This window comes from Robinsoniella peoriensis, assembly GCF_000797495.1.
Taxonomy (GTDB): Bacteria; Bacillota; Clostridia; order Lachnospirales; family Lachnospiraceae; genus Robinsoniella; species Robinsoniella peoriensis.
On the sequence record NZ_JTGN01000016.1, the window covers coordinates 50,796 to 67,393 of the forward strand.

Sequence of the window (16,598 nt, forward strand, 5' to 3'; positions counted from 1 at the left end):
GAGGTAAAAGAAAAGATGAAGAGGTATGAAATATATATGAAAAAGCCCGCCAGGAAGTGGGACGATGGATTCCCTCTTGGGAATGGCCGCCTGGGAGCGATGCTGCTGGGGCGATTGAAAGAAGAAACTATATTTATAAATGAAGAGACCCTGTGTTATGGACCTCCAAGAGAAAGGGAAAATCCCGATGCGTTGGGGCATCTGGGAGAAATCCGACACCTTTTACTGGAAGGTAAGGTGGAAAAAGCGGCATTTCTGGCTAAAATGGCTCTGGCGTCAACGCCGAAATACAACAATCCTTACCAGCCTATGGGAGATTTGAGACTTTGTTTCTTAAATCATGCCGGGAAGGAAACGAAATACGAAGCCAGGCTGTGTCTGAATGAGGCAATTGCCACAATTGTATATGAACTGGATGAAACCCGGTATGAAAGGGAACATTTTGTCAGTGAAGCTTATCAGGTGCTTGCAATCCGTGTCCGCTCTAAGGGAAAACATAAGATAACCATGAGTGCCAATATCAGCCGGAAACCATTTGAAGAATTTACGGGAGTTCTGGGAGAGGCTACAGCGGGAAACTGGGGAGAAAACGGCGCAGGCGGAATGCACTATCTGAGTGGGGTACGCATTGCATCGGAGCGAGCCAGGACCATGGGCGATGCCGTTTATCTGGAAGCAGCTGAGGAAGTGGTAGTATATCTGGCAGCAGGTACGGATTACCTGGATTGTCTGAATGGTAAGCGTAAAGACGGCAAAGAAGCTTATGAAGAACTGTATCAGGTGGTCGGCAAACGGCTGGACGCGGCACAGGCAGCGGGATATGATGAGATACGCAGGCGGCATTTAGAAGATTATCAGTCTGTATATGGTGATTTTAATCTGGATTTATATGGAACAGGGAAAGAAGAAATGGCAACAGCTGAAATTCTGAATGCCTTTCGCCAGGGGGATATTTCGTGCGACAATTATCTGACGGAAATTCTGGTACACTATGCCAGATATCTGATGGTTGCTTCTTCCTATAACTGCCAGCTTCCCGCTAATCTCCAGGGGTTATGGAACGGCTCCTATGAACCGCCGTGGCAGTGTCAGTATACAATTAATATTAATACCCAGATGAATTACTGGTTTGCGGAAAAAGCAGGGTTATCCCAGTGTCAGCTGCCCGTTATGAATCTGGTAAAGCTGCTTGCCGGGAACGGAAAGGAAACAGCCCGTAAGCTATATGGCGCAAGAGGGTTCTGCGCACATCACAATACAAATGTATGGGGGTGTACAGCACCGGAAGGAATTTTTGATGCATCTCCCTATTGGGTTATGGGAGGCGCTTGGATGTGCCTGCATCTGTATGAACATTATTTATATACAGAAGACATGGAGTTTTTGAAAGAAGCTCTTCCAATTATGAGAGAGGCGATCCTGTTCTTTGAAGATTATCTTTATGAGCTTCCAAATGGCCTTCTGGTCACAGGACCGGTTGTATCTCCGGAAAATACATATCGTTCAAGGGTGGGTGAAACCGGAGCATTATCTATGGGAACCGCAATGGACAGTGCAATTTTAAGACAGCTTCTGAAAGCGTATCTGGACAGTATGGATGTCCTTGGAATTCAAAATGAAGAGGAAGAAAAAACCTTAAAGAATATTCTTGGGAAGCTGCCGCCGCTTATGATTGGAAAAGACGGCAGGCTAATGGAGTGGATGGAGGATTATGAGGAAATGGAACCGGGGCACCGGCATATTTCTCATCTCTATGCATTGCATCCGGGAAATGAAATTACTCCTGAAACTGAGGCATATTTTGAAGCAGCTAAAAAGACTTTGCAGACCAGACTTACCCATGGCGGCGGACACACAGGCTGGAGCCGTGCATGGCTTGGATGCTTTGCAGCAAGGCTGGAGGATGGAAAATCACTGAAAGAGCATGTGAGTCAGCTTCTGAAAAAGTGCATTCAGGATAATCTGCTGGATATGCATCCACCATTTCAAATTGATGGGAATTTTGGAATTGCAGAGGCAATTCTGGAAGGCATTGTGCGGAGCCTGACAGGAAAAGCGGTATTGCTGCCGGCACTGCCAAAGGAATGGAAAGACGGCAGTTTGAAAGGTTATATTTTAAAAGGAAATACGAGACTGGACATGGACTGGGAAAATGAAAGGCCTGTGAGAATTGCCCTGACTTCACAAAGCACAAAGACGTATCAGCTGGCCTGGAGGAATGAGATTAGAAATGTTATCTGCAGGGCAGGAGAAAAAGTAGAACTGAATTGGTAAATATGCAATTCAATTATATAAGTAATTTCGGACACACTTTGACATTTATAAAAACGCTCTAAGAATATGGAGGAACAAATGGAAAGAATTACAATATTACAAAACAGCACAAAAAATGAAAGAATCAATTTTGGATTACTGCAGCTTGATCAGGCAATGACCAGTGCCGGGTATGAAGTGATTTACGCCCCGCTCCCCCAGTCACCTGCAGAGTATCGGAATATAGAAGGGAAAAAGGTTTATATTTCTGTATTATGCGAAGACACATTCTTACAGTGGATGGTGGAAAACGAACTATTAATTTTCCATACCCGCCAGCCGGAGGGGGAAGGCTTTTATATTGAAACCTGTTCTGCAGAGTTAACGGTCATCTGTGGAGGAACAGACACCGGAGCCTTATACGGCTGTATGGAGTTAAAAGAGAGAATTGAAAGAGACAGAGAATTTCCGGCTGAAATAACCTTTGGAGACGCACCTGTATTTAAACTGAGGGGACCTGCAGTCGGTCTGCAAAAGACAAAGATCGAACCTCCAAGGCTTACCTATGAATATCCAATTACCCCGGAGCGGTTCCCGTGGTTTTACGATAAAGAGATGTGGACAAAGTTTCTGGATATGCTGTTATCCATGCGTTGCAACGTGCTCTATATCTGGAGCGGACACCCCTTTTCATCCCTGGTGAAAGTGGCAGACTATCCCGAAGCCCTGGAGGTAACGGAAGAAGAATTTGAGTTAAACCGTGAAGTATTCGGTTGGCTTACCAGGGAATGTGACCGCAGAGGTATCTGGGTAGTATTAAAATTCTACAATATACATATCCCTCTCCCATTTGCCAGGAAGCATGGATTGGAACTGCTGCAAAGTAAGATTACACCACTGGTAGCAGACTACACAGGAAAAACAATTAAGGAATTCATCAAATCCTTTCCTCATATTGGTCTTATGGTATGCCTGGGAGAAGCACTCCGCGGAACGCAGAACAAGACAGACTGGTTTATCGATACCATCATACCCGCAGTAAAAGAAGGAGCAGCAGAAGCAGGACTGTCAGAAGAGCCTCCGGTTATTCTGCGCGGTCATGACTGTGACCCTGTTGGAGCCATGGAAGAGGCGAAGAAAAAGTACTCCAACCTTTACACCATGTGGAAATATAATGGAGAAAGTCTGACTACTTATTATCCTAAGGGAAAATGGCAGGACATTCACCAGTCGCTAAGCGGATTGGGCACCACACATATAATGAATATACATATTCTGGCAGATCTGGAGCCCTTCCAATTTAACGCCCCGTTGTACATTCAGAAGTGTGTGCAGGCTGGACAGCACCGGTTTGGCTGTAATGGACTGCATCTGTATCCATTGTTCTACTGGGATTGGCCATATACACCGGATAAGGTGTCACCCAGATTATTGCAGATGGACAGGGATTATATCTGGTATGCCGCATGGTTCCGCTATGCATGGAATCCAAACCGTGAAGAAAATACAGAAATGGAACACTGGGTAAATGTATTTGCAAAGCACTACCGGATTTCTGCGGAATCAGCAAGAAAGTTATTAATTTCTCAGGAAAATGCGGGGCAGTGTGCGCCGAAAATTCTGGGAAGAATAGGTATTACAGAAGGAAACAGGCAGACTATGAGTCTTGGAATGACCATGAGCCAGTTTACCAATGTTAACCGCTACCGCCCAAATAAGGAACTTTGGAATTCCGTAGCCCGAAAAGGGGAACAGCCGGATGATTATATTCAAAAAGAACTGGCTGGTGAGGCACATATTGGAGAGACGCCGTATGATATGATTTCAGAAGTCAGCGCTCATGCGACAAAGGCATTACGGCTTATGGAAGAGGTTATGAAAGAAGAAGGAGAAGGAAATGAAGAGCTGAACCGCCTGTATACCGATGCGGCAGCTGTTTACGAAATGAGTATTTCCTACTGTAAAAAGCTAGAGGGTGCCATGGAGATCCTGAAATATAAATATACGATGGATAAAAAGTGCAAAGGCGATGTGGCATTGTTAGAAAATGCAGCGGCATTAATGCAAGACTCTCTTCATGAATTTCGAAATCTTGCAAAACTTACAGAAAGTACTTACCTCTATGCCAACAGTATGCAGACTCCACAGAGAAAAATACCTTTTCCTAATGGAGAAACCTTCGGACACTGGTCAGCCTGCCTCGCAGAGTACGAAAAGGAATATGAGAACTTTAAGAAACACCTTGCAGAATTAAAGCAGGGAATTCTGCCAACTGATCATGCAGAGGAAGTGAAAGCGGATGCACTGATACCTGTGCCGTTTACTTTGCTGGGAGATCAGAGCTGTGAAACTTATGATCTGAAAAAAGGTGACAGTGTATTTTCCGATTGCTCCTGCAAAGTAATCAACCTGGCGCCGGAACTTGAAAAACTGCATGCAGTACGTATGGGACTGGGAGCAGCGATTGAAGAAGGGGTAACCGTAAAACTGGATCTGCCACAGGATTCTTATGTACTGATTGGATATATGAATGCCAAGGGGGTAGAGTGGCTGCAGCTGCCGGATCTTGAAACTAACACCCACGCAGATGACCGGGGAGGGCTGACGGTAGTCTATGCAAATGCCATTAAGGCAGAGGCTTGCCCGCCAATTAACATTCATGCTTACCGGTATGAAAAAGGAGTTCATGAAATTTATTTTGGAACCGGAGCATTCATGATCGCCGGTGTCGTAGCTGCTGATACGGTATTAAAACCCAGAAATGCCAACCTGGGCGGTGAGGGACTGGATACCCTGGACTGGTTATACGAAGAATAGGAGGAATAAAAATGGGTTCAAAAACACCAAGAGAGATGACGGGCGCAGAATTGCGCTCTATGCTGAAAAGCAGTATAAATTTAAAAAGTTTAGGGGGGGTAAAATGCCCGGAACTGAAATTACCGCCGGAGGATTTACAATGGTGGAGAGATGCAAAAGTAGGGATGTTCGTTCACTGGGGCCTTTATTCCATACTTGGAAGAGGGGAGTGGGCAAGATTTAATGAACAGATTCCAAAAGAAGAATATGAGGGACTGGCGCAGGAATTCAACCCGGAGAATTTTTCTATGACGGAATGGACAGATCTGGCAAAAGATTTCGGGGCAAAGTATATGGTAATGGTTACCAGGCACCATGATGGTTTTGCGCTCTGGGACAGTCCTGCAAGCTTTGAGGGATTTACCAGTTACAATACAGGATCGAAAAGAGATTTTGTAAAAGAATATACGGATGCGGCAAGAGAAGCGGGCCTTCGTGTAGGACTGTATTATTCGCCAATGGACTGGAGATTTCCGGGATATTTTGACCCGGAAGGATTGCCGGATAATGCAAAACTGATGAAAGACCAGTGTTACGGACAAGTGGAGGAACTTTGCAGCAAATACGGTCCCATTGATATTATGTGGTACGATGGCGGATGGCTTGCCCACAAAGGCAGTGACACCTCCAGTGCATGGTTCTGGGAGCCGGTAAATTTAAATAAAGTGGTTCGTAAATATAATCCAAAAACTTTATTAAATCCACGTTCCGGATATGAAGGAGACTTTTATTGCGATGAGGGTTCCCACGAGATCAGCGGTAAAATTCTTCCGGTACCCTGGGAGAAAAATATGTGTGTCTGCAGCGGCAGTTCCTGGGGATGGATGGCAGAAGATCCGGTATCCGATTTTGACTGGCTGATAAAAATGCTGGTAGATGTAATCTGCAGGGATGGGAATCTGCTTCTGAACGTAGGACCGGATAAAAATGGGAAGCTCTCAGAAGAGGTGAAAACCAGAATGCGGGAAATCGGAGCATGGTTAAAGATAAACGGCGAAGCAGTCTATGGAACCAGAGGGGGCCCTGTTGAACCGGTAGATAACGTATATGGAACTACCAGCAAAGCAAATAAAATCTATCTGCATGTGCTGGATACAAAAGCATTTGCCAGGGAACAGGTTCCATTACAGGAGTATCATGTTGAAAATGCAGCACTTCTTCATGGAGATGCACTTCCATTTGTACAGGATGATGTGGGGGTACGGATTGATCTAAGCAGTATCCGGGAACCGGAAGTTGATACCATTGTAGTACTTACTTTAAAAGAAGAAGTGAAAGAGGCCGAGGCGGCAGAAATCTATTTTACAGGAAAAGTGTGAAAGGAAACCCACTTTCACAGTGCGAACTTTGTTCACACTACATATTAGGAATCGCACAAGCCAGCTTGCGCGATTCACGGGGAAAGTGTGAAAGAAAAACCGCTTTTACAAGCCGGCTGGTGCTATTTATGGAGAACAGAGTAGGAGGAATAGAAAATGCAGTATGGTGTAGCGTATTATCCTGAACATAAAACAAAGGAAGAATTACAGCATGACCTGAAACTATTAAAGGAATCCGGTATTAACACGGTTCGTATGGGTGAATTTGCATGGTGTAAAATGGAGCCGGAACCGGGAGAATATCAGTTTGACTGGCTGGAAGAAGTAGTCATGGAATTAGGTGAAGCAGGGATCAGCAGTATTATCTGCACACCGACTGCATGCCCGCCGGCATGGCTGGTTTATGCACATCCTGAGGTTCTCTATGTGGATAACAGAGGGGAAGTCAGGCCTTTTGGTGGACGGAGATTCTATTGTTACAATAATCCGGTCTATCGGGAGTATTCCGTGAAAATCACAGAGGAAATCGGCAGACGTTTTGGGAAAAATCCATATGTTTCCGGATTTCAGATCGACAATGAACCAGCGCAGGAAGCATCCGGACGCTGTCATTGTCCGGTATGTAAAAGTAAATTTTCAGATTATCTGAAAGTAAAATATAAAACGATTGAAGAATACAACAGGCGAAGCGGAAATATTTTCTGGGGACAGGATTATGAGAATTTTGATCAGATAAAGCCACCGGTAAATACAATTGAAGTAAGTGCAGAGCAGACCCTGCCGGTGTACTTTGAAAATCCTACTCTGCGCCTGGAATTCGAACGGTTTGCCAGCGACTCACAGATAGAGTATCAGAATCTTCAGGCGGATATTCTCCATAGGTACAGTGATTATCCGGTTACCACGAATGGTACCGGTCTTGCTACCAACAGCATTGACTATTATAAGAGTACGAAGAACCTGGATGTATACGGATTTGATTTTTATCCCGGACTTCGGGATGCCGCCGTGGATTCCTTTCCTTATGCATTTGCAAGAGGGGTTAAGGATGGGAAGGCATTCTGGGTAATGGAATTTATGTCGGGCGGCGGACACCGTTTTGGAGGATCCGGTAGAGTCCAGCCGAATCCGGGTGCACTGAAGCAGGCAGTAATCCAGTCTTATGCCCATGGTGCGGATATGATGTTACATTTCCAATTCCGTACCTTCCCATTTGGAGCAGAGCAGCTGAATTATGCTATCGTGGACATGGATGGAGTACCAAGAAGAAGATATTATGAAATGCAGGAAACAGCAAGGGTTCTGCAGCAGTTAAAAGCTTACGGGAATGCAGAGTTTGTAAATGAGATCGCGGTCTGCGTAGATTATGATGTGCACTGGTCACTTCGCATAAAACCTGTGAATGATCCGGATTTCAATTATCTGGATTATGCCGGCAGAATGTACAATTTATTGGAAGATGCGGGATATAATGCCGATGTAATTGGGTTTGCAGCAGATTTTTCCAGATATAAATTCCTAGTGGTGCCTACTGCGTTTATAGCAGACCGAAAATTCCAGGAGAAGCTGCGCAATTTTGTAAAAAACGGCGGAATATTGATAGCTACCTTCTTGACTTCAGCCAAGAATGAAGACAATGTTGGATATACGGACTCACTTCCGGCAGGATTGAATGATGTCTTTGGTGTGAACGTTGAAGAAGTGGAGCCGGTGTTTGCATCCAACAGAACAAAGCTCAGGTTAAATCTGGGTGATACTGTGCAGGAGAGTCTGGATGGTATGTGGAGTGATTTACTGAAAGGCGATGCGAGGGCAATCGGAATATATATGGAAGATTATAAAACGGGTGCTATGGCAATCAGTGAACATACATATGGTAAGGGTACGGCATGTTATCTTGGAACAGATGTGGACGATGAATCCATGATGCATTTATTTACCTATTTCTGCGAAAAAGCCGGAATTGAAAAGAATCCTATATGCCCGCAGAAAAAAGTGGAAGTAATTCATAGACAACTGGATGGAGCTGATTATTATTATGTGATCAACTTTACGGCTAAGGATACCAGCCTGGTATTAGAGAAGCCTATGGAAGATGTTCTGAAAAATTGTACGTGTCAAAAAGAAGTGCATTTGGAGAGGAATGGATTTGCACTTTTAAAAAGGCTGTAATGATGCAGCTTGCACTATTGATAAGTTGAAAGAAAAATAAGAATAAGAAAGGCAGCCACGCATGGATTCTTTCAACCTGTTTTAATTGTGGCAGTATTGCAGACAAGTCCCCAATATGCAATGGGCATAAGTATAAACACAAGTCCGCAATATGCAATGGGTATAAGTATGAACACAAGTCCGCAATATGCAATGGGTATAAGTATGAACAGAGAAGTTAGCCATATTACCAGGGTCGTGCTGACGCCGGATGGAAAGTTAAGAGAGCCGGGAATGGCAATTGTGAGCAAGAAAGAATATGAAACATTGGTACTGGATCAGGATACAAATGAGGATGTGGCATTTACCCGCAGGGGAGTTCCGCTCATTGCACAGAAAAGCTTTGAATTCCAGAACCGTGAGATTTTCCAGTATGTGATTGAAGGAAAAAAAGCAAAGATTGTTACAAAGAAGACGATTGACGGGGAGCGTTCTTTTATTGAGAATGCAGCCAGTATTAAGACAGGTGATGCATTTTCAGGAACTCTTAAATTTACAATAGACGAAGATGAAGCAATCTACGGATTGGGTCAGCAGGAGCAGGGAACTTATAATTACCGCGGGGTTAAAGAATATCTTTATCAGAACAATATGCAGATCCCCATGCCTGTTTTCCTGTCCTCAAAGGGATATGCTATACTTTTGGATGCTGACTGTCTTATGGCTTATGAAGAGGCAGATAATATGATTACCCTGAATTTTGATGCGGTAGACCAGATGTCTTATTACGTAATTACCGGAGATGGTTTTGATGCTCTGATTGCAGGTATCCGGGAACTAACAGGAACAGCAGTGATGCTTCCGCGCTGGGCATTTGGTTATATACAGTCCCGGGAGCGCTATATTACCCAGGAAGATATATTGGCTACCCGGGAGGAATTTGAAAAACGTGACATTCCGGTGTCCTGTATGGTATTAGACTGGAAATCCTGGGCAGAAGGGCAGTGGGGGAATAAATTCGTTGATAAAGAGCGCTTCCCGAATTTAAAGGAAATGACGGATAAACTTCATGAAAAAGATACCGCCTTTATGATTTCCATATGGCCAAATATGAATAAAGGATGTGATAACAATCAGGAAATGATGGATGCGGGCAAGTTATTGGCAAACCTATCTACTTATGATGCATTTGATCCTGAAGCAAGAGATCTGTACTGGAAGCAGTGTGAGAGAGAATTATTCAAAAGCGGAGCAGATGCCTGGTGGTGTGATTCCACAGAACCCTTCACTCCTGACTGGAACGGTTTGGAAAAGAGATCCGAGGAGGAGCGTTATGAGCTTGCAAGGGAGAATCTGACAAGATATTTTGATGCAAGAAAAGCAAATAATTATGCACTTGTACACGCGAAAGGAATCTACGAGCATCAAAGAGCGTCAGACAATAAAAAGCGGGTTGCAAACCTGACTCGCTCCGGTTCCCTTTCAATACAGCAGTACGGCACAATTCTATGGTCAGGAGACATCATGGCGACCTGGGAAGTTTTCCGCAATCAGATTGCAGAAGGATTAAGCATGTGTATGTCAGGGATTCCTTACTGGACCTTGGATATCGGAGCATTCTTTGCAGGCTCTACGCAAGGATTCAGACGCTTCTGCGGCGTGGAGGAAGGAGAAGCCCCATGGTTCTGGCATGGTCTTTTCGAAAAAGGAACAGATGATTTTGGTTATCGTGAATTGTATACCAGGTGGCTGCAGTTTGGAACCTTTCTTCCGGTTATGCGTTCACATGGAACAGATACCTATCGGGAACCATGGTATTTTGGAGAGCCGGGGACAGAATATTACGATACCATTGTGGATTATATTAAGCTGCGTTATGAAATGCTGCCTTATACATATTCCTTGGCACACAAGGTAGAAGCAGATGATTATACCATATTGCGCAGCCTGATGTTTGATTTCAATAAGGATATTAATGTTCGGGAAATATCCGGAGAATTTATGTATGGTCCTTCTTATCTTGTCTGCCCGGTAACCCGGGCGATGGAATACGGTCCGGAAAATTCAAAGCTGGATGGAAAAACCACCTGGAAAGTCTACCTTCCGGAAGGGGCCTGCTGGTACCATCAGAAGACGAAAGAAGTATTAAACGGCGGACAGAATTTGGAAGTAGAAGCCCCCATAAACTGGCAGCCTGTATTTATCAAGGCAGGTTCCATTCTACCGCTGAGTAAAAAATGTATGAAGGATGGCACGGCCGATACGATAGAAGTCTATGAAGGACAGGATGGCAGCTTTGACTACTATCTTGATAATGGTGTGGATTATCAATACGAAGAAGGAAATTATGCCTTAATTCCAATACGCTACGAAGAAAAGCAAAAATGTGTGATGTTAAATGATGTGGAGGGTAACTATTCTTATCCACAGGAATTCGATGTGAAATTTTTCCGGTTGGATGGAATGGTATTGGTAAAACATATATGTTATGAAGGCAAAGGTATGCGTATAGATTTTCATGAGATAAACGAATAACGTTTGATTTGACTTTTTTTACGTCAGGTGGTATCATGTGAGTATAAAAGGAATAACCGCTCGGGTTAGGCAGTTTTCCTCTAGTTAATTTGATAAGAAAAACTACCCTGTTTTGCGAGAACAGGGTAGTTTTTTATTTTCGCTTGTCTATATAGCCAAGGAGTGTCAATAAAAACCCGCCAAATAATAACATAAGTGTCAATACCTGGTATGTAGTCATAGCACCACCCCCTATCCTTTAAAGTAGGAGGTCAACTACCCTGTAACGGTTATTCCATAATCACAGTATAACATTATACAAATATATTGTCTATTAAAAAGTATTTTAAATAGCATAAATAATTCATATGGATGATAATAAACACAATAAGTGAAGTTTTGTATTACTTATCGTTTCCTTTAAGGTTCTTGCTCATCCGGTAGAAATACCTATATTTCTTTAATAATCAATTCCTGTTCCGCCACTATTAAGCATTCCGGCAAACTGCATTCCGGACAGACTTTTGCGCTGTTCAGGTTGATACCACTGCATAACGTGGATACTATTTGATATCCTCCGGCAATACCGGTGGTATATAAAATGCAATGCGGAATCCGCATCCGTCACTGCCGGCCTGGGGAATGAGACAGGATCCTTCACCAAATACCAGTTTCAAACGGGTGTTGACATTGGAAAGTGCAAAACCATTATCTTCGTTGCGTTTCATAACCGGCTGGCTGAGTTTTTCGTTTAATAATTCCAGTTCCTCCGGTGTTATGGATGAACCGTTATCTTCTACAGCAAGTTCTAACATGTCTTTTGAATCTCTTGTAACTGAGGTGACCGTTATGGTCAGCATATTGTCATCCCGGTCCAGAATCAGACCATGTACAAAATAATTTTCGATCAGAGGCTGAAGGGTATTCTTGGGAATACCATAGATCTTCAGTGAATTATCGATAATAAATTCATATTCGAAATTACCAAAACGGTACATATACAGGTTAATCAGGTTCTCACAGAGATTCAGTTCTTCACCGATGGAGACGTAGAGATTTCTGCGGGTCTGATTTCGATACATCTTCGAAAGCAGCAGCAGCATCTGGGAAGCATCGTTATAAAGGCCTTTGACGATCTGAACGCGGATCTGTTCCAGTGCATTGTAGAGAAAATGAGGGTTGATACTTGTCTGCATTGCATAAAGTTCCGCTTTTTTCTGGGAAATTTCATATACATATGCTTTCTCCACGTTTCGCTGCAGTTCATCGCACATTTTATTGAAGCTTACGGTGATCTGTTTAAACTCATCGTTACTGTTTGGCAGAGGCAGGCGATAATCCAGATTATTCTGTCCTACACGGCTCATTCCTTCCTGTATCGTCTTGATTTTCTTATTGGATATCCTCATGGTTATAACGTAGAGCAGAATGGATGCCAGACAGATAACAAGTGCCAGAATAGCAAGGATGACCAGGGTAAAACTTCCGGCAACAGCAGAAGCCGGCAGTTGGTAATTGGTATAAAAATCATACTTTCCATTAAATATTGAGGAACTGAAATATTTGGTATTATTTTTCATATGTTCTGCTATTGGAAGCTGGACACTATTTGTTGTGTCAGGATGTTCATTTGTCAGAAGCAGTTTTGAAGAATTCCCGTATTCTCCGTCGGAAGCATAAACAATATTTTTCTTCAGATCAGTAATTGTAAACAGGCCATTTTCATCCAGATGTGCATCGGCGATCGCATTGGTAAATTCAGCGGTAGAGTACAATATTATCATCTGACCTAATGTGACCAGATTTTTATTGGAGTAATCAAAAATTGTGCTGCTAAGTCCATAGACATGTTCCGCCGGTTTATAGTAGTTACTGCTTAACGCATCGATCTGGGAGTCAGAAACAATTTGCAGATCATAGGATGTGAAACCTGGCGCTGTGCCGTCAAACTGCAATGGAACCAGAGTATCGTAGCTGACATTATACTGATAAAGCTTTCCGGAATTCGTAATCAGCAGAATACCGCGGCAGAACTGGTCATATCGGCAGATCTCAGACAGCATACGGATTACCGATTGGGATGTATTATAATCATTGTCATAATCTTTCTGGTAGAGGCTGCAAAGTGCCTGGTAACGGGAGGTACTGGAAAATACAGGAGAAAGAGTATTGGCAAAAGAGTTTTGCTTGGTTGCGAGAATGGAAGAGAGGGTATTCACTGCAATATCATAGTTTTTCAAATATTCCGATTTCTCCTGATCCCGTATTAAAAAACTGCATAAAGAAAGAAGCACAGCTGTAATGGTACAGACTGCGGTAATACAAATTAACATCATTTTTGAATAATAACCGCTTGTGATTTTTTTCAGCATAATAGCTCCTTGAAATCTATTCTATGAAAATTCAGACGAATCTGATATACTGAGATTATAACAGCCGATAGAATAAAAAGCAAGAAAACAGGCGAAAGTAAGGGATTTAAAGAGGATCAGGGAAATGAAAAAAATGAAGTGCAAGAAAATAAAATGGAAGAAAATACTCGGGAAGAAAATCACCGAAGTCATAACAGGAGTGTTGATCACCGGCGCTTCTCTGATGATTTTGTGCGGATGTAATACATCGAAGGATTTGTCTGGAGCGGGAAAAACAGAAAATAATAGTGCCGAGACGATACTGACAGCATTTGTTCAGCAATCAGTAGCCTCGGATGATGGAATATGGGAAGGCTGGGGAGCCCAGAAGCTGTATGAAGACACCAACATCAAAGTAGATTTCTATGCAAGCGGCAATGAGGTAGAGCAGAAATTAAAGCAATACATGGCAGCGGGGAATCTACCCGATATCATTGGATTTCGAGATCTGGATGAGGCGCAGCTTCTCATGGATGCTGATTTATTGCTTCCCCTGGAAGAATATGAAAATCTGCTGCCGGCTATATTTAAAACAGAGGAGTATCAAAGTGCTATTGCCTATACCATGGAAAATACCAGTAATGGCACTGGAAAACTGTTCTTCATGCCCACTTCAATTGGGCCGGTGTCCTATAATGCTTATAACTGGGTGCCGCTTCTGCAATGGGATGCTTATAAGATGGCAGGAGCTCCAAAGCTAGATACTCTGGAAGATTATCTGGATGTTGTAGAAAAAATGGTGGAAATAAAGCCGGTTACTGAATCCGGTGAGAAAGTTTATGGATTTTCTCTTTTTTCTGACTGGGACAAATATTCAGCCCTGGAAATTGCATCTCTGTCCTACTTTTATGGGATTGATTCTGAATATGTGTCTACACTGATGGAAACCAATATTTTAACAAAGGAGACAAACTCTATATTAAAAGAGGACAGCTTTTATAAGCGTGCATTAAAGTTCTATTTTGAGGCCAATCAGAGAGGGCTGCTGGATCCCGATTCTGCTACACAGAGTTACAGCAACCTGGAGAAGAAGTACAGCGAAGGAAGAGTCATGTTTTCCTGGTTCTCCTGGCTTTGGGGAAACTATAACAATGTCTCCTCCGGACATGTAAATAATGGGGAGAGACCAGACGGTTATGCTAATATTCTGGCCTCGGATATGAAAATTTATGAAGCCCCGGATCAGGTAATCGGGCGTAACTGGTATTTTGCCATAAGTAAGAATTGTAAAAATGTAAAAAAAGCATGTGAGTTCTTAAACTGGCTTTATGATCCGGAGGTGGAACAATATCTGTATAATGGTCCAAAGGGCGGCGTCTGGGAACGCAAATCGGATGGCGAGCCTTATGTAACGGAAAAGGGCTGGGATGTGATTAATGAGAAAAGCGAAGATCTCATGCCGGTTGAAGGCGGCGGCTCTTTCCAAAACGGGGTATATCATTTTAATGGATTGGGTTTACAGGCATCTACTCTGATGGATGACGGGTATACCATCAGTTACCGTTACTGGCCTTCCAGCCTGAATGTGGATGAAACATTAATGCAGAAAGAGGTTAATGAGATGCTGGGGAAAGACGTCCTTGCGGAATACCTTTATGAAAATGATATGGTGGCAAAGTCTACCATAGCGGTCAATATGATACCTCCTGTATCCGATGTTATGGAGAATAAAATTGCGGAAATCGGAGAAGTAGTGCGCGGCGATTCCTGGGACCTGGTTTATGCAAAAGACGAGAATACATTTGAAGATCTTTGGCAGAATATGGTGAAGAAAGCGAAGGATCTGGGAATGGATGATGTGGAGAAGTATTATAAGAAGGCTTGGAAAGAGGCACTTAAAAAAGCGGCAGAGTTTGAAAATACAGATAAATAAAAACAGAGTATAGAAAAAATATATGTGAAATTTTAAATAGGATTGAAGGGTGGTTTATTTCCTTTTCAATCCTATTTTTAATTTGAAATTTTTCTAAACCCAGGATATACTGTCCTGCTTTAGATGATAGGAAAAGCCTAAAACCGAATATTCGTAGTCCCCCGTTCCACAATTTCTCCAGTGATGATCGCCTTAGAAGGAACCTTCTTACCTGACAGAACCTGCATTAACATAGAGACAGCGTTGATACAGGAAAACTCTAGCCGGTTATCCAGGGTAGTTAGTTCCGGTTCACAACAGATACCCATCTTGGAATTATTATAGCCGGTAATGCATACATCTTCCGGGATTCTGCGCCCCAGACTTTGTTCGTATTTTAAAACGCCGATCGCCATATCATCATCAGAGGTGATAAAAGCGTCATGCATCTCAAATGAACGGTCTGATAACAGAAAGTCTCTGGTAGACAGTATATCACTGTTACAGCAGATATTTTTTGCGTTTTCTATACCAAAGTCTAAACAGGCTTTTAAAAACCCGTTCAATTTTTGACGGCCGCTGTAAGAGAGGGAGCGATATAAATAACAGGGAGATTTTCGTCCGCTTTCTAAAAGTTTTGTTGTCAATTGGTAAATCGCCTGGCTGTCGTCACAGAGGGAACAATAGATGTTGTCTCCCTGCAAGTAGCCATTTACAATGATCAGTGGTGCTGCTTTTGCTGCGTTGAGAAGATATTTGTTTTGCTTTGCATTCTTTTCTATATAACTGGAACCGGCCAGAATAATAGCATCTACCCGCTTTGACAGGAGCAGATTCAGATATTTTTCTTTTATTTCCAGATCATAGCCCGTACAGCAGAGGATGGAATCATAATCGTGTCTGCGCAGTTCCCGTTCCAGAAAGTAAATGGCGTTTGCCAAAAAGCTATCGGAAGAATCAGCACATAAAATGCCAATGGTATTCATTGTATTTAAACCCAGTCCCCTTGCAAATATATTGGGTGTATATCCTGTTTCCTGTATGACAGACAATACTTTGTCCCTTGTTTTATCACTCACATTTCCACTTCCGTTTAAGACTCTGGAAACAGTGGCGATGGATACGCCTGCCTTTTCTGAGATATCATAGATATTCATAACGCACCTGCCCTTTCTTTAGTAGAGTAAGGTCTTATATTATTAATAGATTATTATAAGGCCTTGTATGGTAAAATGCAATTAG

General features: G+C 42.9%; 9 protein-coding genes. 6 read left to right on the forward strand and 3 right to left on the reverse strand.

Annotated features, from left to right (window positions below; all coding sequences use genetic code 11):
* Positions 1–15: 15 nt before the first annotated feature.
* From QR40_RS24815 to QR40_RS24835, 5 genes are all read left to right on the forward strand, one after another.
* On the forward strand, positions 16–2,274 hold the full coding sequence (locus QR40_RS24815) for a glycoside hydrolase family 95 protein (protein WP_044297240.1): 2,259 nt from the start codon (positions 16–18) through the stop codon (positions 2,272–2,274).
* A gap of 78 nt (positions 2,275–2,352) precedes the next feature.
* Positions 2,353–5,070 (forward strand): hypothetical protein, encoded by a 2,718-nt coding sequence (locus QR40_RS24820; RefSeq protein ID WP_044297242.1) that lies wholly within the window; start codon positions 2,353–2,355, stop codon positions 5,068–5,070.
* 11 nt (positions 5,071–5,081) lie between these two features.
* Positions 5,082–6,428 (forward strand): alpha-L-fucosidase, encoded by a 1,347-nt coding sequence (locus QR40_RS24825; RefSeq protein ID WP_044297244.1) that lies wholly within the window; start codon positions 5,082–5,084, stop codon positions 6,426–6,428.
* 156 nt (positions 6,429–6,584) lie between these two features.
* Entirely contained in the window at positions 6,585–8,600 is a 2,016-nt protein-coding gene (locus tag QR40_RS24830; RefSeq protein ID WP_044297245.1) for a beta-galactosidase, read from the forward strand.
* Between the two features lie 87 nt (positions 8,601–8,687).
* Positions 8,688–11,114 (forward strand): glycoside hydrolase family 31 protein, encoded by a 2,427-nt coding sequence (locus tag QR40_RS24835; protein WP_152614279.1) that lies wholly within the window; start codon positions 8,688–8,690, stop codon positions 11,112–11,114.
* A gap of 133 nt (positions 11,115–11,247) precedes the next feature.
* Here QR40_RS24835 and QR40_RS32360 read toward each other — a convergent pair whose 3' ends face one another.
* Complete coding sequence (locus QR40_RS32360) at positions 11,248–11,334, reverse strand: putative holin-like toxin (protein ID WP_255348127.1); 87 nt, start codon at positions 11,332–11,334, stop codon at positions 11,248–11,250.
* Positions 11,335–11,656: 322 nt separating this feature from the next.
* Positions 11,657–13,465 (reverse strand): sensor histidine kinase, encoded by a 1,809-nt coding sequence (locus QR40_RS24840; RefSeq protein ID WP_044297246.1) that lies wholly within the window; start codon positions 13,463–13,465, stop codon positions 11,657–11,659.
* 124 nt (positions 13,466–13,589) lie between these two features.
* Between QR40_RS24840 and QR40_RS24845 the strand changes: the two genes are divergently transcribed.
* Positions 13,590–15,377 carry an extracellular solute-binding protein gene (locus QR40_RS24845; RefSeq protein WP_044297247.1) on the forward strand — a complete coding sequence of 596 codons (1,788 nt, stop codon included), beginning with the start codon at positions 13,590–13,592 and terminating at the stop codon, positions 15,375–15,377.
* A gap of 137 nt (positions 15,378–15,514) precedes the next feature.
* Here QR40_RS24845 and QR40_RS24850 read toward each other — a convergent pair whose 3' ends face one another.
* Entirely contained in the window at positions 15,515–16,513 is a 999-nt protein-coding gene (locus QR40_RS24850) for a LacI family DNA-binding transcriptional regulator (RefSeq protein WP_044297248.1), read from the reverse strand.
* Positions 16,514–16,598: the final 85 nt, after the last annotated feature.

What these genes read in the sequence shown, in the direction of transcription:
- QR40_RS24830 (WP_044297245.1), top strand. Translation starts at nt 6,585, where the DNA reads ATGCAGTATGGTGTAGCGTATTATCCTGAACATAAAACAAAGGAAGAA.
- QR40_RS24845 (WP_044297247.1), top strand. Translation starts at nt 13,590, where the DNA reads ATGAAAAAAATGAAGTGCAAGAAAATAAAATGGAAGAAAATACTCGGG.
- QR40_RS24815 (WP_044297240.1), top strand. Translation starts at nt 16, where the DNA reads ATGAAGAGGTATGAAATATATATGAAAAAGCCCGCCAGGAAGTGGGAC.
- QR40_RS32360 (WP_255348127.1), bottom strand. Translation starts at nt 11,334, where the DNA reads ATGACTACATACCAGGTATTGACACTTATGTTATTATTTGGCGGGTTT.
- QR40_RS24820 (WP_044297242.1), top strand. Translation starts at nt 2,353, where the DNA reads ATGGAAAGAATTACAATATTACAAAACAGCACAAAAAATGAAAGAATC.
- QR40_RS24825 (WP_044297244.1), top strand. Translation starts at nt 5,082, where the DNA reads ATGGGTTCAAAAACACCAAGAGAGATGACGGGCGCAGAATTGCGCTCT.
- QR40_RS24850 (WP_044297248.1), bottom strand. Translation starts at nt 16,513, where the DNA reads ATGAATATCTATGATATCTCAGAAAAGGCAGGCGTATCCATCGCCACT.
- QR40_RS24840 (WP_044297246.1), bottom strand. Translation starts at nt 13,465, where the DNA reads ATGCTGAAAAAAATCACAAGCGGTTATTATTCAAAAATGATGTTAATT.